Here is a 21,910-nt window from a genome sequence, read left to right as displayed (position 1 = left end):
AAACGCTCCTTAAAAAATAGGGGTGCCGTCGAACGGTGAAACACCCGGCATCAGCGGACAACCGCCATAGTTCACCAGGTTGTTAAAATCATCCTGGCACGCTGTAGTCGTGCCAGGGCAGCCCGGAAAGACCTCAACCACCTGGCCGACGGTTAACCCGCCCGTGCCGCCGATCAAGGTCACGGCGTCGCCCTGGTAACGCTCGATCCCGCGTGACTCGGTTTCACCGCCACCGATTGACCAGGCTAACCAACCGCCCACGAACCACCCCTCGCGAAATCCTGCCAGGGCGGGCGCGGTAACGGTGACACCGTCCAAGGCGCTGATAGCCGCGCTAACGCGATATAGGTTGATGTCGGCTCGGCAGTTCTTGTCCCCGAACGCGTGGGGGCACTCTCGTTGCCAGGTGAGGCGTAAGCCTTGCTTATCGAGCAATGCGCTGATTGACTGACTGGTTAACCTGCAGCGGTCCTGGGCTGTCCATTTGACGTCTGTCACCTGGCCCACCCATGCAACCATGCCAACGAGCTGGCCGCTGGCCGTGTCGAATTGCAGGTCATACACCGTAAGGTTTACGGCTCCGCCTGGTGGCGTACCGCGCCACAATTGCGCCACACCAAAGTCGGCGGGGGCGGTAATTTGCATGGCGTCGGCCGTGGCCTGGCCGGTCTGGCGTAGCCCGTCGTCACTGATACCAGGAATGGCCTCAAACACCTGGCCCTGGTAAGTGATGGCTTGCGTATGCGTGGTGTAACGCCATTGCAGACCACCCCGGAAAAACAGGTAAAGCCGTGTCGGCCGACCGTTATCTAGAGAGGTTTCGAGAACATCAAACAGGCTCATAGCGTGGCCTCATCAGCGGGCATCAGGACGGAACGGAAAACAGCCTGGCTTTCGGCTGCGCCGTCGTTGTCGCTAAAGTGGGTTAATTCGACGCCGTCGTCCGCCAGGCGGGACAGCGCCATAAATGAAATGGAAGCCACGGCCGCTGAAGGTATCGCGGGCAAGGTCTGATCCAGGGTGAGGTATTCACTGGACGCAGTGGCAATCCGGGCACCAGTAATGCGGGCGTGATAGGTGCGGCCGTCATAACACGTAATCTGCAAATCACGTTGACCAGGCTTAACCAGGTCGCTGTACTCACTGAATCCGACGTATTGCACCAATAGCGTATTACCGGCGGGAATGTCGCTAACCAGGCTAAAGTCCTGGTTAAACGAGGGGATCCAGATGCGGCCCTGGCGACCACGCAGCCGGTAGAATAACGAACGCCAGGTGGCACGCTCGACGCTGCCGAACAATTGCCAGCGGTAGGACTGGGCAATAAATGCCATGTTGGCCGTATCGATGATTTGTGGGTAATTGACGCTGTTGTCCAGGACAAGCAACAAGCGCTGATATTGCGCGGTAACATCCTCGGCCGCATCGGGTTGTTCTGTCAGAACGGGGTAGCCACGGTATGAGGCGGCCATATCAGTGACAGGCCAGTCGCAATCCTCAACCGCGATAAACTCGGCACTGAATGACATAAGATCATCAGTCACCCGGCTAGCCTGTGGCTGGTCGGTCAAGCGGGCAGAACGGACCGGATACAAACGCGCATAAGGCCAGTTACCCGCAACAGCCCCCGCCAACGTCAGCACGCCTGGCGATACCTGCTGGACGGTCAACACTTCATAGCCTGGACCATTATCGGCCAGGACCAACACACGGCCACCGGCAACAAAATCACGTCCATCAGTCTGACAGGTGATCACGGTCTGCCCGGATACTAGGCTAACCCACTGGACGTCGGGCCAGACAGGCAGCAACCAGGGCTGTGCGCCATTGCGGGCCAGCATCAGCGTAAACTGGGTGCGGGCCGCGCCCTGGAGGATAAACGCCGCGCTCCATGTACGGCGCGGCGAGCGACGTAACGCACGGCACTGTTCAACCCCGGCCGGACTGGTGAGAATATCGGTTAGCCACTCCAGGCGCTCTGTCACACCTTCGGCCCAGTCTGGAGAGAAGATCCACGGTAAGGCCATCTTAGTTTGGCCCCCCTAAAATCTGGCGGAATTTGCCAGGGTCACGGGAAAGAACGAGGGTTATCGCTTCTACCCCAGCCGGGGTGGTCAACACTTCGGCCATCCGGGCCGGATCATCAATCAGGTTAAGCTGGAATTTATTGTTTACCTCATTGCTAATAGTTGGCGTTGCGGCATCGGGTAAGGTCACACCACCGCTCATTGGTGCCGGTGCCAGTGGGGCAGGAATACCCGCCAGGCCGCCGGTGGCATGTTTAACCCGACTAGCCCAATCGTTGAGCGCCCCCATACCGCGCCGGTTGAAATCATCCAGGAACGGCAGCGCACCAGGCTGGCGAACGACGGCCGCGCGGGTCACATACTCATAGTCGGATAACTGGGCGGGGATTGAATCGCTGGTATCTGTACCAGGTCCACGAACGTGGCCGCCGTCGGCAAAAAACAGAGAACCGATCGAGGATGCCATCCCGGCCCAACCGCCACCGGCACTGGCTCCGCCCATCATTTGGCCCAACCCGCTAACGATAGAACTGGACAGCCCCTGGGAGGCCATTTTCACCAGGGAATCCAGAACAGCATTACCCAGGGATTTAACTGCATCGCCCAGGCTCATGGTCCCTTTCGCCAGGCCACTGATCGCCTCATTTAAACCAGTGGTTAAACCCTCTTTTAACGAGGCTTCCAACATGCTGGAAGTGTTGTTCAACTGGACGAGCTGTGTATCCATCTGCTTAAGGGATTGCGTGGCCTGCTTGCCGACAGTGCCAGGTTGTTGAGCTAAAGCCTCGACGTCTGGCCGTAGCTTGGCAATCTCGGCCGCCGTCGCTTTGTGCAGCTCTAGAATTTTTTCGGCCAGGTCGTACTCGCTGATTAATCCCGCTTCGCGCTGGGCCTGTAACAGTTGTTCCTCGTTACCTCGGGCCTGGTTCAATTCCTGGATCTTCTTATTGATCTCAGACAATGAGGCCATCGCCGTCTCGGTAGTGACGAGAACATCAATTTTTTGCACGCCCTCGGTATTACCAACGCGCTCGAATTCTTCCCGCAACTTGCGGTATTTTTCGGTAATTTCAGCGGCGGAGGCTTGGGCCGTATCGCCGTTAACCTTCCACAACTCGATCTGTAATTTGAGATTGGCGGTGGTGTTTTCCTGGGCGGTCAGCGCCTTGTTAGCGGCTTCGGCTTGGGTACGTTGTGCCGTAGTAAGATTACGTGTAGCGATTTCATGCTCACGAATAGCGGCGGCGGACTCTTCAACCTTGGCCGCCTGTTGCGTCAGTGATTTAACGTAACGCTCGTTTTCAGACTCAGTTTTGGTTGATGCCGTTTTGCTCTGCCGCTGTGCATCTGCCTGTTTAGCCAGGGCCAGCGCATTGGCCTGCACTTCCTTGGTGGCCCCCTTGAGCCAGCCGTTTTCGATCTCATATTGGATCGCGGCCGTTTTACTGTTTTTTTGCCCAGAAACCGCCACATCCTTGCGCAAGTTGGCTAAATTCGTTTCTAACGTGGTGTTTTGTTTTAACTTGTCTGCCGCTTTCGCCTGGTTCTCTAAATCATTCTGTTGTTCCTTGGTCAACTTCCCAAGCCTGCCAGACGCGATATCTGCGCGGGCCTGTTCAGCATAAGAAAGCTTTTGAACCTTGACCTCGGCCTTTTGGAGAGTTTCGAGGTACTTCTCATACTCGGGGTTGTACTGTGAACCGGCTTTTGCGCCAGGCATCTCTGCCCCTGCACCGGTTTTGGTCAGTTCGGTCCGGCGTTTCTCCAACTTATCTAGCTCAGTTGAGAGATTATTAATCTGGGTCTGATACCCCTTGGCCGATATATTCCAAATACCGCCTTTATCTGCATATTCTTTTTGTTTTTCTTGTAACTCGCTGATTTCCTTTTTCTGGGCTGCAATAGCACGATCGACAGAAATCAGCGATTTCATCTCCGACGCACCACGCAGAAAATCGAGTGGTTCGGCAGCAAGTTGATTGATTGCGCCTGAGATTTCTAAGATGGAATTGGTAAAGCGATTACTAGCCCCGGTAGCCTGGTCTAGTTTACCGATAGCACTGGTCAGACTGTCATTAAGCACGCCGAAAGCCGAGCTGATCGTCGTCTGGGTTTTAGCGTACTTTTCGTCTATGACATCCGCCTGGCCCTTCAACGCGTTACTGACATCCTCCAACGACAGCTTATTTTTTGCCGCCATTTTGAGGACTGAATCGGCAGTAACACCCATCCCGGTAGCGATAGCCTGTGTTAGTGCGGGGGTCTGTTTAAGGACGGTATTAAAGCGCATCCCCTCGAGCGTACCTGCGGCAAATGACCGGCCGATCTGCTCAATGATGCTATTTTGCTGTGAGCCGCTCAGCCCATCCAGGGTAACAGCCTTGTTGACCGTTTCGGTTAATCGACCAATGTCCTGGTACGTTAACGCCAGCTTTTGACCACTGGTCGCGATACGTTGGTACAGTTCGGCCGTGGACTCTAACGGCCGAGCAGAACGCGCGGCAGCTTGTTGCACTTGCTCGGTGGCTGCGGCCAGTTGTTCGTTGTTTTCTGTGACACCGCGCAACCGATTTTGTAACTCTGCCCAGGCATCAGAACGTTTTTTTATTTCATTGATACTCATGGCGGCAAGCAATGGCTTTGCAACTGCCATCAACGCGGAGCCGTCATTTTGAGCGCCAGCGGACTGAGAGTTATTACCTTGCGTATTGCCATCAAACAGGGCGTCACGCTGGCGTGTGATCTTACCCAAGGCATTCGCATAACCTTCAGCGTCAATCGCCCCAGCGCGATGCGATTGGGCGAGTTTGATCTCCAGCTCATCAAGGCGGGCTAACTTACGTTCCAGGGGGTCGATCTGTGATAGAAGTTTGCTCAGTCCTGCACGCTGCTTTTCTGTCTCTGCCGTCGCCTTTTCTTGTGCGGCACGGGTGCGTTCCTGCTGTTGCATGTACTCATGGCCACGGCGCATGGCTTCATTCTGCGCTGTGTAAACATCTTGCCAGCGCTTGGCCGAGTTGATGTTGGCCGTAGCGTTTTCGTTTTGCGCGGCCGTTAGGTTTTGTGTCTCCTGGGTTGCCTTGCTACTGGTTGAGATTAAAGACGACAGATTTTCACCCACGGAGGCTATTTCGCGTTGGGCTTCACTTAAATCAGCGGTAATTTTTAATGCTAAATTTAAATTATCGGCCATCTTATTTACTCAGCTTATCTAACGTCTGTAAAAGTGAATTAGCAGCATTTCCGCCGTGTGTTGCTGCGGAAATATCACCAATATTTTGCGCTCTATAGCCACAGTTCAACGCCTGGCTTTCGCTGTAATAAAGATTTAACTGCCTGGCGGTGTAATGCGGCAGTTTTGCCGCATCATGCCCCGCGCGGATCAGCTCCGAAAACAAGCGGCTGTAGCTTAGCCGCTGGGTTTGTTTGCCTTGCGATCGCTTAGCATTACGCAGCGTGTCGCAGCACTGATAAAAAAATCACGGTTCAATACCCACCACCAGTCCATCAGGACAGTGCCCTCCACGGCGGGCAACGACGCTACCCATTCAGCCGACTTGTTGACAGCGGCAGCCATAAGCCGATTTAGCGTTTCTTCGGCCTTAGCCAGTACGGGATAAACAGCATCAACATTCAAATCATTAACTTTCAAAACATCAGCCAGCCCCTGCACCAGGGTTTGAATATCGCTATATAAATGCAAACTGTCCGATAACGTATATTCCCGTACCGTTAGTGACTCGCCGTTTATTTCAATTTCCCGCGTGGAAATAAGAATACTTAAATCATCACTCATAGCCGCCCCGATTAACGCTTAAAATTGATTACGCAGGTGCGCCGATATGCACGAACCGACCTACCTGGCCGAGCAACGGATCCTTGCCTTTGGCACTGTCGAACAACAACCCGGCAGTGGTCTGCATCCCCGCCAGTTCGTTGCCGTTGTTGATGAGTTCGATCGCGGCCGCTGGGTCAAACTTGATACGATGCAACTCGACCAGGACGTTGGCCCCACCTTCGGCCAAGTTGATTGACTGATAGCGGAATGCCAGTTCCGGCGGTTGGTCGGTAAAAATGGTGGTATTGAACGACTCGGCATAGCTGTAATTAACCGAGGGGGCAGTAGGTTGCGCGGTCAAGAATTTAATCATGCCGAACGCGGGATCTAACTCGTAGTCCGTGCCCTCAACCAGGGTGCCGATCATAACATTGCTCACTTGCTGGTACTTAAGCGCAAGCATTTGCCCGGCCGTGATGGCACTTGGCAGCGTTTCGCCAGTGACTGTACCTGCTGGAATGATTGCCGCTTCGCCGTACAGCAAAAGCGCCAGGTTTTTGCTCCCGAACTCATGCCAGGTACTGGTGACCGTGCCATCTTTGGCGGTGTTGATACGGCGGACCGGGGTTTTATTGCCGCTGTAAGATTCCAGGTGGTTAAACGATTGTACGTTAATCGCCAGGGACAGCGCGGATACATCACCTACCCAGTACCAATTCTCCGGTTCGCCATTGGCATCACGGCGCGCCAACATGACGCTGCCTTGCCCGTAGTAGTAGGTTTCAGGCTGATTCGTGATCATCGTTATTCTCCTGCTCAGTTTTGGTTGTTACCGGTTTGGATTTACCCGGCGCTTTTGGTTGAATGACGCCCTGGTCACGCAACCAGGTAGCTTCCTCCGGGCTTACGCTGGTACTTTCGCCCACGGGATAACGTTTATCTTTGTGGGTGTGAGGTTTTATAAAAGTTACTTTTTCCTGCATTGCTTTGCGCTCCACTCGGAAAGATCAACTGTGTCTGAAAGACCATAGGGAAATAGCCATAGCCACCCTCGTAATCCACAGGTAACGACATCGCAGCACGGGATAACGGCTTGCATAACTTGTTATCGGGTGCCCACCCAGATAGGGCTTCAATGATTTTGCTCATCAATGGCCCAGCCTCGGTATTTACCCCTTGGCCGATACCGCGACCATCTGCGATATAGACCGTTAACACGGTGGCCCACAACTGGGTCACCGACTGCGCTTGAGCTTGCACGCCACCGGTGGCTGTTGGCCCTGGGCTGATTACATCACCCATATAGATGACGTAAACCGAGGGGCAAAACGGGTTATCGGTATCAATGGCCGCCAGTCTGCCCGCGTTCGTGACCTCCACCAAGTCGGGGATTTGCTCACGCAGCCGCTCGACGATCAGCGGTTCGCAAAACAGATAATCAGTAATCACCACAGCCCCCCGCCAGGACGGGAAAACATGTTATCCCCGGCTTGAAACTCCACCGTACCTTTCGGATCTACCGGTTCCCCCTCGGCGTTAAGGCCAAGAGAAAGCGTGCCGTTTGCCACTTTGGTTAGTTGCGCGCTCCGTGTGTTGTAGCGCAGTGTCACCGGGTGATCTGCCGCTGGGTTGGTGTAGAGGTAATAACGGGAAATATCGCTGGCAATACGCACTAAAACGGGCGGCACGCTGGCAAGCGGCAACAGATTGCGGGCCTCGAAATACATGTTGATCTCGTTGGTCGCATCGTTGATTGCCTTTTCAACCACGGCCGGATCAAGCTGACCACTCGGTGGCCTGGCCCGGGCCGATAGCTTGGTGATTTCATCCTTGCCGAAATCGCTAATCAGGTCGTCCAGCGTGCAATAGCCCATGATTTAGTCCTCCAGCCTGCGGATTTTCAGGTGTGGATCGTTTTCGATAAGCTTCCACTCCTCATCGGTGAAATCTTCACGGACGAAGGTCTGCGGCTCGTCAGTGAACAAATGCCCAGCACGCATACGCCGCTTGTTTGGAACCGCCACGGCCTGGACGGTGAAGCGCACCGACTCAGGAACAAACTCAGGTTGCTCTACCACGCCCGCGCCTTCTGTCTGAATAACTGCACCAGGCGCATTAACAGTTGGGTCGCCCACCAGGAGCGAGCCAGCCGTTTGCAAGGTGTTACCTGGATCAACCTGCTGTTGGTTGCCGCCACCCGTGGCCGCGCCAGAATCCCCGGCAACGCTGGTCGATAACACACCAGGCAACGGTGGTAACTGCTCGCTGCCTGCGCCTTCCGGCTGTTTGACGCTTTGAACCGGTAATTCCGTTGTCGCCGTAACGTCCAGGTTTTTTTTGTCATTTTTGGTAGCCATGTTTCCTACTCTCCGTTAATCGTTAACGCCGGGGCACTCGCCCCGACGCGCCCGTATTTAAAGCCGGTTTAACCCGGTGTTAATTCAGCCAGGCCACGTCCATGATTTTGCTCAGGCCGTAGTTCGGGTTGGTTGCGCCGCCGGTTAAGAACTCAGAACCGACAACGGCTTTTGCCGCTGGCAACAGTGGGGACGGAACAGCCAACAGACCAGGAACAACGTTAAGCGGGTCGCCACCGTCGGCTTTCATAGTGCGTAATGCCTGGTAGGCTTCCTGGTATGACTCTGCATTGAGCGGCTTGGTAGACTTCACAGCCAATTGCCACAGGCCCACACCCGCCGCCGAACGCGCGCGGATCCCATATAGGAAAACATCATCCATAAAGACTTTATCGGAGTTGGCGTCGCTCAGTTTGTTGGTGATCTGCGGGCTAATACGTTCCTGGAAAAGCAACGGTTTGATGGGTTTGGATACGTCCATCAGATACCAAGCAGGGGCATCAGGATCACCGGTAAAAATATTACTGACGGATACCGGGGTGCCGGTGCCGTCTACTTTTGGAAATACCGGGTGATCAGTATCAAAAAAGTTCTGGCCGTCGTAACAAATGATGTTGTGACCATTCGACAGAACCTTAAACACATCACGGTTCGGGTACTGCTCCGCTTCCTGGCCCTGCATCTGGAAAATCGGCGTGTAGGTGCCGATGTTGTCATCCTCAATATCAACGCGCGGTACTGATACTGTGGACTCATACAAGATATTTTCCAGGGTGTAGGCGTGCGCGGCCATATCACGCAGGGTACGCGTGCCCACCCATTCTTTCATGTGTGGGAACTGGCCGAGCCAGCCGTAGACGTTCGCGCGGGACGTTGAAGGGATCACCGTGGAGACTTGCTTATATTGCGAGTCGGCCAACTTGATCCCGTCCTGAAACGCCTTGTTAAAGCTGACGTTTAACGCCCTGATAGAGTCCGGTGTAATAATCATTGCTGTGCTCCTGGCATGTCGGCCTTAGCCTTGGCGAAATCTTCCGGGGTCAGACCGGACAAACGCGCCACATTTAACTCAGTAGCCGTTAGGCCGTGGTTATCTCCACCAGTTGGTGGAATACCGCCGTTTTGCTGGGTTAGTAAAGCAAGCGGCGCGGCGTTTTTGATGTAATCACGCAACATCGCGACATCTTTAGCACCCAGATCACGCGCCCAGGGTTCCATCGCTGGTATGAGATGCCCGCTTGCAAGTGCCGCCGCGATAATCTCGTTAATATCGCCACCATTCAGGCGTTGAGTCAGTGCGGCCATTTGGGTTTGCAAGTCCGTAACGACGGCAACCGGCACATACTTAGACGGATCCACTACAGCTGGTACGGTGGTTTTCGCAGTGGCAGCGACAACAGCCGTTTTTAGCGCGGTGATCTCTTCTTTATTAGCCTTAAGCAAAGCCAGCAAGGCGGTAGCTGCTGCGCTACCCTCAGCCGGTGGTGCCGTTTCGGCTTCGATAGCTTGTAAGGCGCTAAGGATGTCTTGTTCGCTGGCATCCTCGGGCAGGCCCAACAGCTTGCGCAGTATCTTTAACAGTTCGTCCATTGCTGGATCCTCATCAGGGTTTACTTGGGTGAGATAGGCACGGGCGGCCGCCAGTTGAACCGGGGCCATACCGTCTAAAGCGGGATGATTGGTCAGTGCAGCGTTGGCAACGGCCAGCACTTCGCCGGTGCTGGCGTCATAAGCAAAAACAGGGGAAATAAAGCGGTATTCTTTCGCGGCGATATGTGCTGCCGCTTTTTCTGTCCACTCCACACCCTCGGCAAACAGACCGACGCCTTCACGCCAGGCCGTGTTTTTACCGGACCACCACCCGGCGGCGGGCGCGGGTTCGCCGTTTTGCTCGGTGTGGTATGTCTGGTGCTCGTAATCGATAACAATGGGGTTTTTGCGCTGGGCCAGTTTGGCGATCACGCGTTTGGCGATAGTGCCATCCATTAACCAGTGAGCACATTCTTCTGGTCTTATGTCGCCCGAGCGAAACTTTCCAGCCGGGAAGAGTTGGATCACGTTGCCCGATGTAATTTCCAGGGCGAGGGAGGCGATGGCGATATTTTTGTTCATGCCCCGGATTATCTCGGGGCAGTGAAAAAGGATTCAGATGATGGGGTTCGTCATGTTAGGGGGTTACTGCTGTTTTATTAGTAGCAGGGTTCGGCAACAGATGGAACCGATTTTAAACCCTGTTTAAATCGACCGTGGCGCGTTTAAGGATTTTTTTGCGGGCCAACGCATCACATCACGCCGCCAAGGCACTGGCGGCGCTTACAGACAATTATAAGGACGGGAACAATCGGCCACGTAATACCCCCATCACGGCATCATAAGCACGTGGGGTGAGATTGCCGTCGGACGTGATCGGGAAGAACGGCCTGGCGGGGATCGTGATGGCATAATTGACCGCTCGCGCTACGGCCAGTTTGTGTGATATTTTGGCGAACATCGCCAGGTTAGGGTGTCCCTTTTGGCGCTTGAGGTTGCCTTTCTTACCCGTGGTACGTAATCGCACCTCTCCCGAACGCTGGATTGTGCCGCCTTGATGTTGGATCCTGGCATAGGCCAGGTTCGTGCTCGCCTGGGCAAAGTCATTACCCGCCTCAGCCTGAATGGACTTGAGTAAGTTACCCCGCATTTGCAGAATTTTGCCCGGCCATTTGCCCTTGCGTGTCCGGCTGCGTTGTGTGCTGGGGCGTAATGCCGCCCAAGTCTGAGCTGGGTAGCCCTCATCGTTAAAGACCAGTTGCGTCTGTTCGACCAGTTGCTCCGCGATTTTAAGCATCATCGGTTGCGGGCGCTTAAGCACACCCAACACCCGCTCCAGTTCCGATTTAACGTTGCTGTCGGTAACAATCAAGGTGATGTTATTCGGCATAGAGTACCTCTCCGTTCTTGATCGCGTGCCACATCTCATCAGACGAAACAATCATGTAGCTCTCAACGGCCATAGTCGCGGGATTGACAATCGCACGCCCCAGATTGCCATCAACCAGACGGTAGAATTCAAGCCGTTCACCCATGCGCACGGTGAGCGCCGGTGACTCAATCACCGATTGGGCTGTGGGGAGCAAAGGCAACGCGGGCAATGTTCCCGCAACGCGTTGCGCGGTGATGGCGGGTTCGTTGAACCAAACAGTGCGGGAACTCAGGTTATAAAGTGTCTGTCCAGCGGTATCGAGCACGGCGGCCGGTAACGCTTCGCCGGTGCCTACGGCATGATAGAGCTGTTCCAACTGGGGACCGGTTAGCGCGGCCTAGGTGTAAGGTCGAGCCAGCTCTACCGAGTAGGTATCCGGGTTAGCCTGGTAAACCGTCAGCGCGGGGTTGTGATCAAAGCCTGCATCCGGGTAAAACGTTGATACAGTTTCGCCATCGGTATACTCCACCCCACGGACTACGGTTGTGGATTTGTCGCCGTTCGCGTCGGCAGGGCCGCTGATTTCCTGGCTCACAATACGCACCGTGCTGTGGATGGTGTAACCACGCGTTTTGACTCCTTCGAGCGTCAGTGCTTCAACACGGCACCGGCAGTTAAAGCCATTCGGGGGAAACAGGATTTTCCAGATGGGATCGTCAAAGCGGAAAACCTTATCATGCAAGGCAGCATGTGAGGGACGCGTGCTGGCATCCATGACGGCCGTGTATTTCCAATACGGCCGATCTTCGCTGTTGGCGGTCATGGACTCGAAACGGCCAGCGTTATAGGCCGATGCAAGGTTGGTTTCATAAATGGTCGCCAGGCGGCGCGGACTGCCCATTCTGATCTGCTTTATTTCCCCGGTTTCGGTGTCTATTTCCTCACGGGTTCCCCACCACCCCTTGGCCCGCAATACCGGCTCCAGGTTTTTGATAAATTGCTGCTGGGTCTGGCCGTTATCCAACGCCTCTTTTAAGCCGTTAACAATATCCTGGGCAATATCCAGGCGGGACAGGTTGGCAAAGCCAAAACTCATGGCATGGTCGGCGGCGCTCATGGCTTCTGCATCCGTGCGAATACGTAAGCCTTTATTTTCCAGCCAGCGAAGAGCGGCTGAAGGCTTCATCGTAAATAATGTGGCAATCTGCTTTTCTGTCAGTTGTTCCATTCCGATTAAGTCCTCTCTGCCTCAGTTGCGTAATGCCCGATATAACGCGCAATCGCCATATAGTCACCTAAGTTACCGGCAAGGGGCCGCACGTCCATTTGTGGGAAGGCTTCGGCCAATGCGCCCAGCATTTGGGTAGGCGTTAGCGTGTTAGCGATGGCCTCCAGGGCGGGGGCCAACATAGCGCCAACCTCTTTGCCGGGTTCAGATGATGCCATAAGGATGGAGATCGCGTCCTCGATCCCGGCCTCACTTGCTGGTTCTTTCGAATTTTGGCGCAACATGGCCCGCGCCAGGCTAACTAATGCCGTGCTGTTATCCTGGTGCGGGCGATTAAAATTTATTTCGTACCGGGCGGCGGCTGGGGCCGGTTGTTCGGCACGCTTGCGGATCTCTTCCAGTTCGGGGAATACCAACTTAGGCGTGCGCCGTGGATCGGCCTGCGGGTTGCGGTTGAGTACCAGGAGCGGATACAGCAAATCACTTCGCAGGGTTGTGCCGCACTGACGTGCGTCGGCATCCATCAAATCGAGCCGGACTTCATTATGAATAAGGCCGAGAGCGTTGGTGCTGGTTTTGCCATCGGCCTGGCTGGTCAACGTCCCGCCCAGGATGGTTTTAGAAATCGACTTTTCGGCCCAGTCGGTCAAGGCCAGGAACGGTTCATGAGAACCGCTAACGGCGTTTATGATTTCCATTTTCATGGTATCGGGCATGACGCCACCTGCACTGCGGCCAATGGTGGTAACGGCTTTCATCAGCTCGGATCGCTCAGTTTGCCCCGAGCCTGCTGGATACTTACCTATCCTGATAGGTAGGCCGTAGATCTCCAGCATTTCCGCCAAGCCCTGACCACCAAAGCTGCGATACATATACGGCCAGGCCAGGGTACGCATCAGGCCCGCGCGGGCTACGTAGCCGGATCGGGATTTGGGTTTATGGCTTATCCAGCCAAATGGCCGCAACGGTTCGCCGGTACTGCTGTCTGTGCGTAGCAACAGCTTGTTTTGGTCCTCTTTGGCGATGGTAAACCAGGACTGGGGCCGCCAGTCAAAACCATACGGGTAATATTCCCGGTCACTGATACCCCAGCGGATCTCTTGATTAGAAAACCCTTTGCCGATACCGTCCGCCATATCCAGGATCAAGTCCTCCCAGCCGTCCAGACTCTGGATCACTTCATTGAGGTATGCCGCGTCGGCCACCTCGGCCGGGGTGGCGTTCGCCAACGGTTGGACCTCACGCTTAAGCGTAGTTAACACCAGTTTGCGCTTTTGCATATCCGCAAAAATCTGGCTATCGCGTTCTTCCATGTCCGCGAACAAGTCAGACTGGGCGATCAGGTTGCCATTCTCCGCATCCTGAAAAATCCCCTGCAGCCGTCGTGGGTTTAACCGCTGGCTGGGGTGGGTCGCCATTTCGCTGACCACATTACCTACCCGCGTGCTGTCAGTTTGCGGGTATTCCAAAACTTGCTTGATTGATAACGGATTGCCGTTAACGTCTACAATTGCCATCTGTGCTACTCCTACCAAATGCTGCGACCATAGTCGTCTGACTCGTCGTCGTCATCATCATAAAAACTGTCTGCTGGGGCATCATTGCGGCTCCGAGCCGGTGCAGCAACAAAGCCTCCCACGACGCCACGGCTTACGGCAATCATCCATAAGATATGTAAGGCGGATAAGAGATCGTAGTGGTGCCCGGATTGTTTTTCCGGCCAGGTATTTAACTGGTCTAATAAAAGGGTTAAAGCGGGATTAAAGCGAATACGCGGATTAAGTTGATCGTTAATAAATGGCTCTAACGAATCTACACGCACTTCAAGCGGTACACTTGCGGTAACACCAATAAGCGGCAATGCGACACCCTGGCGTAATCCAGCACTGATAAAAGTTTGCCGAGAATGTTCGTATGCGTTGTTATTCTCAAAACCAATCGCAATACATTTAAACTCTTTTTGAACGTCAATTAAATCGGCTTCTAATTTCGAGGGTAAGCGGCGTTTGCTACTTGCATGGATAACTTCCAAACGCTGTTTTACCCGGTCCCAGCCACCGACAGTGAGCGCTGAAGGGTCCGAGGTTTGGCCCCGGCCCATTGACGGATCGCACGAACCAAAAAACATCCAGTCGGCCAGGCGGTTAACCCAAAACTGAATATTGATAAATACCCGACCCTCATTATCACGGGGGTCGCCTTGCATTTCAGTAGCAAAAGCGCGGCCATTCTTGGCACGCTGGCGCATCAACCAATAGAGCGAGCGAACGGCGGGCCAGGACGTCACCGCGCCCGCGTCCATCAGGTCTTTATTAGCCAGGTAAAACTGGTAAGACGGCAAGAATAAATCATCCAGGGCGACACCACGCTCGGCGGCGGCTTCCTGGGCCGCTTTATCAACGTTAAGCATCAGCTCTTGGCATTGCTCCCACAGGTCCATATTGCTGGGGAGCGACTCGATAGCCCGGAAATGGTGGACGATATGGCCGATCGTCTTTTTGGCGCGGCTGATTGGATCATCGCGGTTTAACATAGTACCAACGCCGATATATTTAACGCTGCCATCCGGCGGTCCGAGATACTCGATCGCCTTTGTTACCCAGTCCCAGCGGTTGTTACGCTCGGTGGGGCTTTTGGCCTCGGCATCGGTGATCAAGTCATCACCCATCAACAGCTTCGGACGGCTCGCGCCGTGGAACGTACCACGGATGGCTTGTTCCGCGCCGAACGGCTCCACTTTTACGCCGGTGCGGGTGACAAACTCGCCAACCTTCCACACTGGGCCACGGCCGCACACTTCCGGGAAGTCCAGCGCTAGGGCCGCATTAACGATCAGCTCGGTTTTTGCGACCTCTAACAGCTTGGTCGGTAACTTGGTTTCGGCCCCCAAGAGGATGATGTAGTCCACGAACGGCGGCAACGGTTGGTCTGTTAACCCCAGTTCGGCGCGCACGTCTGGCCGCTGGTGCAACCCCTGGACCGCGCACCATACTGGCCCGATTTTGGTTAGCAAGGAGGACTTAGCCTCACCACGTGGGGCAATCCACCACTCTGTTGCTCCGCCTTTAGCGCTGACTAATTGCGGGAACCGGTGGCAAAAATGCGCCTGAAATAGAGAAGGCTCGCCCCGGACGTGATGGGGGAAATAGTTGTAGGCGAAAAACTCAAAATCGCCGCTCAGCACACGGCGGCGGCGTTCTTTGATGGCGTCCGGGTCATTATCCAGGCCGCTGGCGTGCGCCTGGATATCCTGGCGTAACCCTTTTTTCAGCTCCGCCAGTTCCTTAAGGAACTCACGGCCAGTAAATTTTGCCACACGACACCTCAGAAACGAGACCCCAGCCGATGATAGTATGGTTTTGCACAACACAACCCATCAACAACATGGAGCCTCAAAAATGGATAAGACTGAAACCAATATTGCTATTGCTAAAATCGCTGTAGACCTTTTACAAATAATGAACAGCCCACGGTATAACCTTCCCTTTAGTGGTATATCTGACGAAATAACGCCATCAGTCTCTTCTCCAATGGAGGTCTACCAGGCGATTTATGCTCGGCTGAAAAAAGAATTGATAGAAGAGCGATAAACAATACTTGCAGCCCCAGAGGGGCTGCATAGCATTTGCATAACCAACCACATACCATCCCCGCAAACCAACATCTTTAGCTCTTTCTCATTAAGTCCGTTGCGGATTAATTCGGCCGCTTTTATAGCTATTAAACTGTGTTCTTTAATTTGGTCAGGAATTGTTTTTGTTTCACCAGCCATAATCGGCCTCCAGATTAATCGGTTAGTTTTTTAACGACGCTTGCACCTGTTCCAGACGGGCGCACGCTGTATCAAAGATTGAACTGCTCAATTCGATCCCAATGAATTTACGCCCGGATTGCAGCGCGGCCACGCCGGTGGATGCACTGCCCATGAAAGGATCGAGAATGACGCCACCAGGCACAATAGGCTTAATCAAGTCAGCCATAAGCCCGATCGGCTTGCCGGTCATATGCCACTTTTCAGACGGGATCACCCGGTGGGAAAACATACCCGGCCACGGGCCACCGTGGGCACATTTCGGCAGGTGCGCACGGCTACCCCATAGAACAAACTCGCACTGGTGACGGAAATAGCCGGTGTGAGGCGCTCGACTGGATAGCGTCTTGTCCCAGGGAACTATGCCGCGCCAGGTGAAGCCGCCGCCCTGGAAAGCATCGGTCGAGGCGGGGAGCTGTCGCCAGTCCGAAAACACCATGGCATAACCGCCAGGGACGACGAGCGGATTAGCCAGGGATAGCCAGTGCATGGACCAGAACGTCCAGGAGCGGCCATCGCGGTTATCGCCGTGAAAGTCCACGTTATGCGCGGCAGTCGTCCCGGTGGAAACATATTTTAGGCTGGGTTGCTGTTGGCGCGTGCCGATGTGCAAGCCACCGCTGCTGTAGGGTGGATCGGTGACCAGGGCGTCGCATGAGTTAGGCTCAAGCTGGCGCAGGACTTCTAGCGCGTCGCCACGGTACAGGGTGGCATTGCCGATCGTCTGCTTTTCCATCATGCGCCGCCGTTGGCTTTAGCGGCGTTGATCTCATCTTCCAAACGTTGCTTGGCTTTCCATACAGACTCGCCATAACCCCTATCAGCGGAAACAATAGAACCATCTGACAGCATCACGTCCAGACTGTCATTATGATTAGCGATAATCCCGATAATATGATTGGCATCGTATGATGTGCGATCGGTTAGTTTGATTAACTTAGCCATAATGTTTCTCTACCTCGTGTCCGAATGGTTCCAGCACATCGGCGAACGCCTCTAAATGCTGGGGATAGTGGGTCTTGATGAATAGGGCCAACTGCTGGATCACATCCATAGCAATGGCAAGACTGTTGGTTTCCGGTAAAACTTTTTTGCTTGCTGACGTCGCTTTGTTGAAGGCATCGGCCAAGCTGGCGAGCATGTCCACCCGCTTTTGTGCGGGTATATCGGCGGTAGTATTAATCAGCTCTAGCGTGGTCTGACATTGGATCACAAGGCTCATCAATACCGCCCGAGCGGTATCTTCCATACCACCACCGGCGATCATGTTTGCCGCCCTGAATTTATCCCAGTCGTCGCCCTTGTCAGCGGCGGCGCTTTTCCACCGGCGGGCTGTGGCAAATGACACACCCTGCTGGGCGGCCGCAATTTCCAGGCTCAGGTTATTGAACACATAAGCCCGGCGGAGTTTGTCTTTCACGTCCTGTGGGTGGGCCATCAGATGCCCAGCCTCGCTCGTAACAGAGCAAAACAGGTGGCCACCAGGCCACCGGTAACAGCCCCAGTGGCCGCACCGGCAAAAGCACCACCGCGAACAGCATCGCGGTGAATACCATCAAGACGATCATCAATACGCATCAGTCGCCCGTTGATTTCTTCCAACAGCTCAATCTCTGCTGTTTTTGCCTGGCGAGGGCGGCTTGGCCGTTGGCGTTTCATATAAAACCTCTACTTATCTGCTTTTCTATCGAGCTTATTGTCGATACGTTCGACGGTTCGCTTTACGTCCTGGATATGATCCAGCACTGTTTTAAAATCCCGATTTGCATCTTCACGCCGCTGATACTGATCGCGTATCTGCCGGTTGTCGTTCTGTAATTCTTTGATGTCGCCCTGCTGGCGATACACCCAGATTCCGCCCAGAAAAGCGACAAGTGACAATGCGATTTCAAACGCTTTACCGATGTCCATTGTCGCCACCGATGTAGAACTGCTGAATGCTGAGTAACTGGTTACGCAAGCCAGAACAATAAGCGCCGTATTCCGTGGCGTGCTCAATGAGTACCTCCGGTTTACCTGACGTGGGGGCCGGTGGCGGTGTCGGAACGTGGAGCGCTGCCGCTGCGGGTTTCGGGCACGTCTGCGTTATCACTGGCGTATCCGAGAGCCTCTCGGTAGAGTTGCAACCCACTAGGGCCAAGGCCGGTATAAGTAACGCCATCATTTGCCACCGCATGGTCGATCCTCGCCTTTAACTGCTGTTTAACGGCCAATAATTGGCCCTGTGTTACCGCCAGTTCAGCGGCCAGTGTGTCCGCCCGTTCCTGATCGCGCTGTTGCTTGGCAAGCAACGTTTCCAGGGCGTCGCTCCTGGCCGTGGCCTGGGCTGTTTTATACTCCGCGTGGCCCTGTTTAAGCGTCGCTATATCCGCCTTTAAATCGCTGATATCGGCCCTGGCAATCAGCCAGGCCAGACCAAAGCCAGCGGCAAAAACCAGTCCTGATTTAACATAGTTATTCATCGCTCTTTTCGGCTCCGTCCGTTTTTTCTGGCTCTTTGTCCTTGGCGGCTTTCCTGGCTTTATAGTGCTGTAAGGCCGCTTGTTTACTGCCTTGGGACTGGACCACCCAGGCTGTGAGGTAAGCCACATAGAGCCACTCTTCAACCTTGCCGGTCACCGTCACCCAAACCAGGACAAACGAGCTAATCAATAGCGCCACAAACAAGGCTGAATCCGACGTTGATAGCCGCCGCGATTCGGGGTTTTGTATCAGCTCTAACAACTTCATTCTCAAGGGCATAGTTAATTGGCCGGATAACTAGAAAATGGTAGCTGGAAGTGCGGGCCGTCCCTTAAGGATGTCCAATTGCCACCCCACTCAACAGGGATTTTTAGCTCGTCGCTAGCCTGTTTAAATGCAGCGGCTATTTGGCGGTAATACGCCATATCCCAGGAACCGGCAGGCGTGGGGTATGCCAGAACATCAACAGCATGACCTGTAATATGGCGACTATTTAACGTTTGGCTTTTGCCCGCGTCGTATAGCTCTTTCTGGCGTGCTTTGGTACGTAGCCCCTCGGTAACACCAAAATCTACAGGTGAAAGCTCAAGGGCACGTCGTACAACGCGGACAAGATCGGGATGAACGCCGGTAAGACGTTGCTCACTTCGGGCTGATAGTTTGTAGGCGGGCATGATGTTGGCACCAGTTGTTGATCCTGGTGCCAGATTAGGTGCTAGGGCGGGGATGATTCAGATGATGGGGTTCGTCAGATTAACTATTGCGTTTCAGTGGGGCCGGTATAAGTCCACCCCTTTTCCATTTCGTAAATGGCTGGCAGCCTTAGCTTGTTACACGGCGATTCTTTAAGTACCGGCATAGTGTAACCAAGATTGATTTTATGCTCGCCAGGGCTAGAGCGGCCAGCACGTTGAAGGATTTCTAAAAGCTCGATGTTATCCATCATAACAACCCCATTTGCTTTCCCGCATCGGTATAGCGGGCCAGGATGATTTGTGCGCGCCGATCAGAAATACCGTATTGCGGGCATAATTTCAACAGCGCTCGACGGCCAGACACCCCGGTGGCTAACAGTGCCCGATACTCTCGCACCAGCTCCAGGTTACGCCACTCACGCAACGCCGCATCACAACGCGGTATATATATCACATCGCCGCCGAGCTGCCGCTCGATTTTTTCCGCACTGGCCTGGCCCACGGCCTGGACGATGTAGTCACGGCGAAAGTTATCTTTGTTACGCATCCCCTGGCTAACGGGGAAAGTGATCCCGCCGATTTTGCTGATCAACTTCGCGGTGTCCTGGTAGCCGATCAGCTTAACCAGGTCGAGAACAATCGGCGGCAACAGGCCGCTCATCTGTTCAAGGTCCATCAGCCACCCCCGCGCCCGTGGCGCTTGGCATCGATGATCAATGCCTGCATCAGCTTTGTGAGTTGTTCGGTTGTCAGCCATTCAACCCGCTGGATTTTAAACATGTGATTAGCCATTGAGACCGCATAGTCCCAAGGCCGCCCGGCCTCAGTCAGTAGGGCTTCAATTTTTCCCAATTGAGGGTTACGGGTTGCGGCCACGCTGGGGCGTCGTCCTGATTTCTTGGCCGTTCTGCGCGGGTAGCCTTGCTCGTGCATGTACTCGCGCACGGTCTGCAACTCGTCTAGCGTGCATTTGGTGGCCGAGGTTTTACCGGTAAGCCGCTCCAGAACGGTGCGGTAGGTCGCATCGTCCCAGCCCAGGTGAGCCTGGCCCGCCTTGACCGCACCAATCAGGCCGCGCATGTTTGGGGTGCGCTTCATGATGGCTTCTCCAGTTTTTCAACCAGCAAAACAGTAGGCTGATACATCTCTAAGGCAGTAGCCCAATCAGCCCCGGACATACGCTTTTCTGACGTAGCGGCGGCAGGATCAACATGTTGGACCGTTAACCCAATAGCACGTAAAGCGATTTCAATTTCGCCATAGACAGCCGACTTACCACAACCAACAGGGCCAGAAACGGTTACCGTAACAACGTTATTACTCATGATAGATTTCCTATGCTGTTGCATCCGGGCACGATGGCGGCGCTTGCGCGCCGCTGTTAGTCGCTTATTCATCCCGCGCTACCGCTGGATTTTGTGTAATCCGCAATGACTTTCCCTTCGCCGTCGAAATACTTAATCTCACAGGTCGGGTGGCAATTGTGTTTGCGCTTCCCATGTTTCAACTGATTGGTGAAAACGACATCGAGATTAGCGCTACTGTTAATGCCCACGATCGTTCCCTGGTCGCCATAGACTTCAACCATCATTCCAAGGCGGGCAAAGTCGATACCCCTGCAACGGATCATATCTTCGATGAATTGCTTTTCTTTACTCATGGCAATAGCTCCAGCTCTTGATCCGTGCCACTTCGCAGAACTCAGCGCGGCATTGATAAAAATTCACGTTTTCCGGGTTAACTGCGTGGTTAGCTGCCCTAAACCAAAGAGGTACGGCGCTATCAAAATCGTCTGCACGTTCCAACGCTCTAGCCTGTTCGGCATACGTTAAATGCCTACCATCGGACCGTTCAGTTCTAGTACGAACCGGAGTGGGAAGTTCAAGCCGGGATGGAGAGGGATTGTCAATCGTGCCCTCCAGTCCGTAAATGCGCTGTTTGCCATTCCAACCGCGAACAACCCGACCAGATTTCAAATCAGTACCTAACAGCGGGCTGATCATCGAAACAGGAAATCCTGTAAACTGAGAAAGCTTCTGGCTGGTAGTTGGACCTAAAATTGCCAGTGCCTGGCGCAACGACTCGGCTTTGTTTAAATTTTCCATCAGGCCGCCCCTCCAATTTTGAGCTGTTCGGCACCTACACCCTGGTTTAGCTTCGCGTTCTTACCAGATGTATAGCCCGCGTTAGCCGCTCCATCAGCCCCCCGGCACTTGTTCGCTGGACGCGTATCTTTGGTTGTCAGCCCTAGGCTTTCCGTCATTTTATGGCAGTAGGCCGCTATTAACGTTTCTTCGGCTTCGGTAACCGTCAGCGGGGTAATTGCCTGGTAAGCCCCGACAACCCAATACTCGCAGAACGTGTCCCCGCGTGCGGTTTTGGTCGCTGGTTTCGTGTTGGATCTCATCCCGCTGATATATTCACGGCGACCGTTCATCATCTGCCGAGACAAGACATCAAAGGCATAGGCGGCAATCTGCGGCCGTTCTGCTGGGCCAAAGAACGTCACCACATTTTTAGCTGTTGAGAAGTAACAAGCGGGGGTATGGGTGCAAAAATAACGCACACCAAATGCCCTACTAATCAACAAGCATAAATCAGCCATGTAGGTTGGGGTGCTGGCAGCATTGGTCAAGTATTCAATGTGTT

Annotated in this window: 32 protein-coding genes; all 32 read right to left on the bottom strand. The window is 54.1% G+C overall.

The genetic code is table 11. The features are described 5' to 3' along the window. Nucleotides 1-9 precede the first annotated feature (9 nt). Nucleotides 10-843, bottom strand: a complete 834-nt coding sequence (locus U869_RS0121880; RefSeq protein ID WP_025122430.1) for a phage BR0599 family protein — start codon at nt 841-843, stop codon at nt 10-12. Then, the gene (locus U869_RS0121875; RefSeq protein WP_025122429.1) at nt 840-2,027 is read right to left on the bottom strand and encodes a hypothetical protein; all 1,188 of its coding nucleotides are present in this window, start codon (nt 2,025-2,027) and stop codon (nt 840-842) included. The genes U869_RS0121880 and U869_RS0121875 overlap by 4 nt, the downstream gene beginning before the upstream one ends. A 1-nt stretch (nt 2,028) precedes the next feature. Further along, nucleotides 2,029-5,220, bottom strand: a complete 3,192-nt coding sequence (locus tag U869_RS0121870; protein ID WP_025122428.1) for a tape measure protein — start codon at nt 5,218-5,220, stop codon at nt 2,029-2,031. Between the two features lies 1 nt (nt 5,221). After that, complete coding sequence (locus U869_RS0121865; protein WP_025122427.1) at nt 5,222-5,425, bottom strand: hypothetical protein; 204 nt, start codon at nt 5,423-5,425, stop codon at nt 5,222-5,224. Nucleotides 5,426-5,436: 11 nt separating this feature from the next. Further along, a complete protein-coding gene (locus U869_RS0121860; RefSeq protein ID WP_025122426.1) occupies nt 5,437-5,823 on the bottom strand; it encodes a DUF6631 family protein in 387 nt (128 codons plus the stop codon). A gap of 28 nt (nt 5,824-5,851) precedes the next feature. Further along, nucleotides 5,852-6,607 (bottom strand): hypothetical protein, encoded by a 756-nt coding sequence (locus tag U869_RS0121855; protein WP_029988000.1) that lies wholly within the window; start codon nt 6,605-6,607, stop codon nt 5,852-5,854. A 134-nt stretch (nt 6,608-6,741) separates the two neighbouring features. Next, nucleotides 6,742-7,254 carry a hypothetical protein gene (locus U869_RS0121850; RefSeq protein WP_025122424.1) on the bottom strand — a complete coding sequence of 171 codons (513 nt, stop codon included), beginning with the start codon at nt 7,252-7,254 and terminating at the stop codon, nt 6,742-6,744. Next, complete coding sequence (locus U869_RS0121845; protein ID WP_025122423.1) at nt 7,251-7,679, bottom strand: gp436 family protein; 429 nt, start codon at nt 7,677-7,679, stop codon at nt 7,251-7,253. The genes U869_RS0121850 and U869_RS0121845 overlap by 4 nt, the downstream gene beginning before the upstream one ends. 3 nt (nt 7,680-7,682) lie before the next feature. Continuing rightward, on the bottom strand, nt 7,683-8,162 hold the full coding sequence (locus tag U869_RS0121840) for a hypothetical protein (protein ID WP_025122422.1): 480 nt from the start codon (nt 8,160-8,162) through the stop codon (nt 7,683-7,685). Nucleotides 8,163-8,241: 79 nt separating this feature from the next. Next, nucleotides 8,242-9,153, bottom strand: a complete 912-nt coding sequence (locus U869_RS0121835; protein ID WP_025122421.1) for a Mu-like prophage major head subunit gpT family protein — start codon at nt 9,151-9,153, stop codon at nt 8,242-8,244. Next, nucleotides 9,150-10,274, bottom strand: a complete 1,125-nt coding sequence (locus U869_RS0121830; protein WP_025122420.1) for a phage protease — start codon at nt 10,272-10,274, stop codon at nt 9,150-9,152. Before U869_RS0121830 ends, U869_RS0121835 begins: the two co-directional genes overlap by 4 nt. 211 nt (nt 10,275-10,485) lie before the next feature. Further along, nucleotides 10,486-11,082, bottom strand: coding sequence for a phage virion morphogenesis protein (locus tag U869_RS0121825; RefSeq protein ID WP_025122419.1), 597 nt, complete (start codon nt 11,080-11,082; stop codon nt 10,486-10,488). Further along, on the bottom strand, nt 11,072-11,440 hold the full coding sequence (locus tag U869_RS0121820; protein WP_025122418.1) for a hypothetical protein: 369 nt from the start codon (nt 11,438-11,440) through the stop codon (nt 11,072-11,074). Before U869_RS0121820 ends, U869_RS0121825 begins: the two co-directional genes overlap by 11 nt. A 21-nt stretch (nt 11,441-11,461) precedes the next feature. Next, nucleotides 11,462-12,292, bottom strand: coding sequence for a phage minor head protein (locus tag U869_RS0121815; protein WP_025122417.1), 831 nt, complete (start codon nt 12,290-12,292; stop codon nt 11,462-11,464). A gap of 5 nt (nt 12,293-12,297) precedes the next feature. Beyond that, nucleotides 12,298-13,809 (bottom strand): DUF935 family protein, encoded by a 1,512-nt coding sequence (locus tag U869_RS29620; protein ID WP_025122416.1) that lies wholly within the window; start codon nt 13,807-13,809, stop codon nt 12,298-12,300. Between the two features lie 11 nt (nt 13,810-13,820). Then, a complete protein-coding gene (locus U869_RS0121805; protein WP_025122415.1) occupies nt 13,821-15,608 on the bottom strand; it encodes a hypothetical protein in 1,788 nt (595 codons plus the stop codon). 234 nt (nt 15,609-15,842) lie between these two features. Next, entirely contained in the window at nt 15,843-16,064 is a 222-nt protein-coding gene (locus tag U869_RS32255) for a hypothetical protein (protein WP_157834753.1), read from the bottom strand. 22 nt (nt 16,065-16,086) lie between these two features. Further along, entirely contained in the window at nt 16,087-16,839 is a 753-nt protein-coding gene (locus U869_RS0121795) for a DNA methyltransferase (RefSeq protein WP_025122413.1), read from the bottom strand. Further along, on the bottom strand, nt 16,839-17,048 hold the full coding sequence (locus U869_RS0121790) for a hypothetical protein (protein WP_025122412.1): 210 nt from the start codon (nt 17,046-17,048) through the stop codon (nt 16,839-16,841). Before U869_RS0121790 ends, U869_RS0121795 begins: the two co-directional genes overlap by 1 nt. After that, a complete protein-coding gene (locus tag U869_RS0121785; protein WP_025122411.1) occupies nt 17,041-17,541 on the bottom strand; it encodes a DUF1804 family protein in 501 nt (166 codons plus the stop codon). Before U869_RS0121785 ends, U869_RS0121790 begins: the two co-directional genes overlap by 8 nt. Beyond that, entirely contained in the window at nt 17,541-17,762 is a 222-nt protein-coding gene (locus U869_RS0121780; RefSeq protein WP_025122410.1) for a hypothetical protein, read from the bottom strand. Before U869_RS0121780 ends, U869_RS0121785 begins: the two co-directional genes overlap by 1 nt. 9 nt (nt 17,763-17,771) lie before the next feature. Next, nucleotides 17,772-18,014: a hypothetical protein gene (locus tag U869_RS0121775; RefSeq protein WP_025122409.1), complete on the bottom strand. Its 243-nt coding sequence runs from the start codon at nt 18,012-18,014 to the stop codon at nt 17,772-17,774. A gap of 101 nt (nt 18,015-18,115) precedes the next feature. Next, on the bottom strand, nt 18,116-18,565 hold the full coding sequence (locus tag U869_RS31565; RefSeq protein ID WP_025122408.1) for a hypothetical protein: 450 nt from the start codon (nt 18,563-18,565) through the stop codon (nt 18,116-18,118). Continuing rightward, complete coding sequence (locus U869_RS29610) at nt 18,558-18,764, bottom strand: hypothetical protein (RefSeq protein WP_232785385.1); 207 nt, start codon at nt 18,762-18,764, stop codon at nt 18,558-18,560. Before U869_RS29610 ends, U869_RS31565 begins: the two co-directional genes overlap by 8 nt. 83 nt (nt 18,765-18,847) lie before the next feature. Then, entirely contained in the window at nt 18,848-19,240 is a 393-nt protein-coding gene (locus U869_RS0121760) for a M15 family metallopeptidase (RefSeq protein WP_025122406.1), read from the bottom strand. Nucleotides 19,241-19,323: 83 nt separating this feature from the next. Then, on the bottom strand, nt 19,324-19,512 hold the full coding sequence (locus tag U869_RS0121755) for a hypothetical protein (RefSeq protein ID WP_025122405.1): 189 nt from the start codon (nt 19,510-19,512) through the stop codon (nt 19,324-19,326). Further along, nucleotides 19,509-19,937, bottom strand: coding sequence for a Mor transcription activator family protein (locus U869_RS0121750; protein ID WP_025122404.1), 429 nt, complete (start codon nt 19,935-19,937; stop codon nt 19,509-19,511). Before U869_RS0121750 ends, U869_RS0121755 begins: the two co-directional genes overlap by 4 nt. Continuing rightward, nucleotides 19,937-20,359 carry a gp16 family protein gene (locus U869_RS0121745; RefSeq protein WP_037408905.1) on the bottom strand — a complete coding sequence of 141 codons (423 nt, stop codon included), beginning with the start codon at nt 20,357-20,359 and terminating at the stop codon, nt 19,937-19,939. Before U869_RS0121745 ends, U869_RS0121750 begins: the two co-directional genes overlap by 1 nt. Continuing rightward, nucleotides 20,356-20,586 (bottom strand): hypothetical protein, encoded by a 231-nt coding sequence (locus U869_RS29605; protein ID WP_025122402.1) that lies wholly within the window; start codon nt 20,584-20,586, stop codon nt 20,356-20,358. Before U869_RS29605 ends, U869_RS0121745 begins: the two co-directional genes overlap by 4 nt. A 68-nt stretch (nt 20,587-20,654) precedes the next feature. Beyond that, nucleotides 20,655-20,921, bottom strand: a complete 267-nt coding sequence (locus U869_RS0121735; protein WP_025122401.1) for a hypothetical protein — start codon at nt 20,919-20,921, stop codon at nt 20,655-20,657. Continuing rightward, on the bottom strand, nt 20,914-21,366 hold the full coding sequence (locus tag U869_RS0121730) for an ANR family transcriptional regulator (RefSeq protein WP_025122400.1): 453 nt from the start codon (nt 21,364-21,366) through the stop codon (nt 20,914-20,916). The genes U869_RS0121735 and U869_RS0121730 overlap by 8 nt, the downstream gene beginning before the upstream one ends. Beyond that, the coding region (locus U869_RS0121725; protein WP_025122399.1) for a hypothetical protein at nt 21,366-21,910 on the bottom strand (545 nt) is incomplete at its 5' end. The genes U869_RS0121725 and U869_RS0121730, both read right to left, overlap by 1 nt.

The organism is Serratia sp. H1w, from assembly GCF_000633355.1.
In the GTDB taxonomy this organism is placed as follows: Bacteria; Pseudomonadota; Gammaproteobacteria; order Enterobacterales; family Enterobacteriaceae; genus Chania.
The sequence above is the reverse complement of the archived record's forward strand: the minus strand, read 5'-3'. Positions and strand labels throughout refer to the sequence as shown.

Excerpts from the sequence above, each read along its gene's own strand:
- U869_RS0121855 (WP_029988000.1), bottom strand. The coding sequence starts at position 6,607 with ATGATCACGAATCAGCCTGAAACCTACTACTACGGGCAAGGCAGCGTC.
- U869_RS0121790 (WP_025122412.1), bottom strand. The coding sequence starts at position 17,048 with ATGGCTAAGTTAATCAAACTAACCGATCGCACATCATACGATGCCAAT.
- U869_RS32255 (WP_157834753.1), bottom strand. The coding sequence starts at position 16,064 with ATGGCTGGTGAAACAAAAACAATTCCTGACCAAATTAAAGAACACAGT.
- U869_RS0121780 (WP_025122410.1), bottom strand. The coding sequence starts at position 17,762 with ATGAAACGCCAACGGCCAAGCCGCCCTCGCCAGGCAAAAACAGCAGAG.
- U869_RS0121830 (WP_025122420.1), bottom strand. The coding sequence starts at position 10,274 with ATGAACAAAAATATCGCCATCGCCTCCCTCGCCCTGGAAATTACATCG.
- U869_RS0121875 (WP_025122429.1), bottom strand. The coding sequence starts at position 2,027 with ATGGCCTTACCGTGGATCTTCTCTCCAGACTGGGCCGAAGGTGTGACA.
- U869_RS0121750 (WP_025122404.1), bottom strand. The coding sequence starts at position 19,937 with ATGGACCTTGAACAGATGAGCGGCCTGTTGCCGCCGATTGTTCTCGAC.
- U869_RS0121795 (WP_025122413.1), bottom strand. The coding sequence starts at position 16,839 with ATGGAAAAGCAGACGATCGGCAATGCCACCCTGTACCGTGGCGACGCG.
- U869_RS0121730 (WP_025122400.1), bottom strand. The coding sequence starts at position 21,366 with ATGGAAAATTTAAACAAAGCCGAGTCGTTGCGCCAGGCACTGGCAATT.
- U869_RS29605 (WP_025122402.1), bottom strand. The coding sequence starts at position 20,586 with ATGAGTAATAACGTTGTTACGGTAACCGTTTCTGGCCCTGTTGGTTGT.
- U869_RS31565 (WP_025122408.1), bottom strand. The coding sequence starts at position 18,565 with ATGAATAACTATGTTAAATCAGGACTGGTTTTTGCCGCTGGCTTTGGT.
- U869_RS0121840 (WP_025122422.1), bottom strand. The coding sequence starts at position 8,162 with ATGGCTACCAAAAATGACAAAAAAAACCTGGACGTTACGGCGACAACG.
- U869_RS0121815 (WP_025122417.1), bottom strand. The coding sequence starts at position 12,292 with ATGGAACAACTGACAGAAAAGCAGATTGCCACATTATTTACGATGAAG.
- U869_RS0121785 (WP_025122411.1), bottom strand. The coding sequence starts at position 17,541 with ATGGCCCACCCACAGGACGTGAAAGACAAACTCCGCCGGGCTTATGTG.
- U869_RS0121760 (WP_025122406.1), bottom strand. The coding sequence starts at position 19,240 with ATGCCCGCCTACAAACTATCAGCCCGAAGTGAGCAACGTCTTACCGGC.
- U869_RS0121755 (WP_025122405.1), bottom strand. The coding sequence starts at position 19,512 with ATGATGGATAACATCGAGCTTTTAGAAATCCTTCAACGTGCTGGCCGC.
- U869_RS0121870 (WP_025122428.1), bottom strand. The coding sequence starts at position 5,220 with ATGGCCGATAATTTAAATTTAGCATTAAAAATTACCGCTGATTTAAGT.
- U869_RS0121745 (WP_037408905.1), bottom strand. The coding sequence starts at position 20,359 with ATGAAGCGCACCCCAAACATGCGCGGCCTGATTGGTGCGGTCAAGGCG.
- U869_RS0121825 (WP_025122419.1), bottom strand. The coding sequence starts at position 11,082 with ATGCCGAATAACATCACCTTGATTGTTACCGACAGCAACGTTAAATCG.
- U869_RS0121835 (WP_025122421.1), bottom strand. The coding sequence starts at position 9,153 with ATGATTATTACACCGGACTCTATCAGGGCGTTAAACGTCAGCTTTAAC.
- U869_RS0121845 (WP_025122423.1), bottom strand. The coding sequence starts at position 7,679 with ATGGGCTATTGCACGCTGGACGACCTGATTAGCGATTTCGGCAAGGAT.
- U869_RS0121775 (WP_025122409.1), bottom strand. The coding sequence starts at position 18,014 with ATGGACATCGGTAAAGCGTTTGAAATCGCATTGTCACTTGTCGCTTTT.
- U869_RS0121735 (WP_025122401.1), bottom strand. The coding sequence starts at position 20,921 with ATGAGTAAAGAAAAGCAATTCATCGAAGATATGATCCGTTGCAGGGGT.
- U869_RS0121860 (WP_025122426.1), bottom strand. The coding sequence starts at position 5,823 with ATGAGTGATGATTTAAGTATTCTTATTTCCACGCGGGAAATTGAAATA.
- U869_RS29620 (WP_025122416.1), bottom strand. The coding sequence starts at position 13,809 with ATGGCAATTGTAGACGTTAACGGCAATCCGTTATCAATCAAGCAAGTT.
- U869_RS0121880 (WP_025122430.1), bottom strand. The coding sequence starts at position 843 with ATGAGCCTGTTTGATGTTCTCGAAACCTCTCTAGATAACGGTCGGCCG.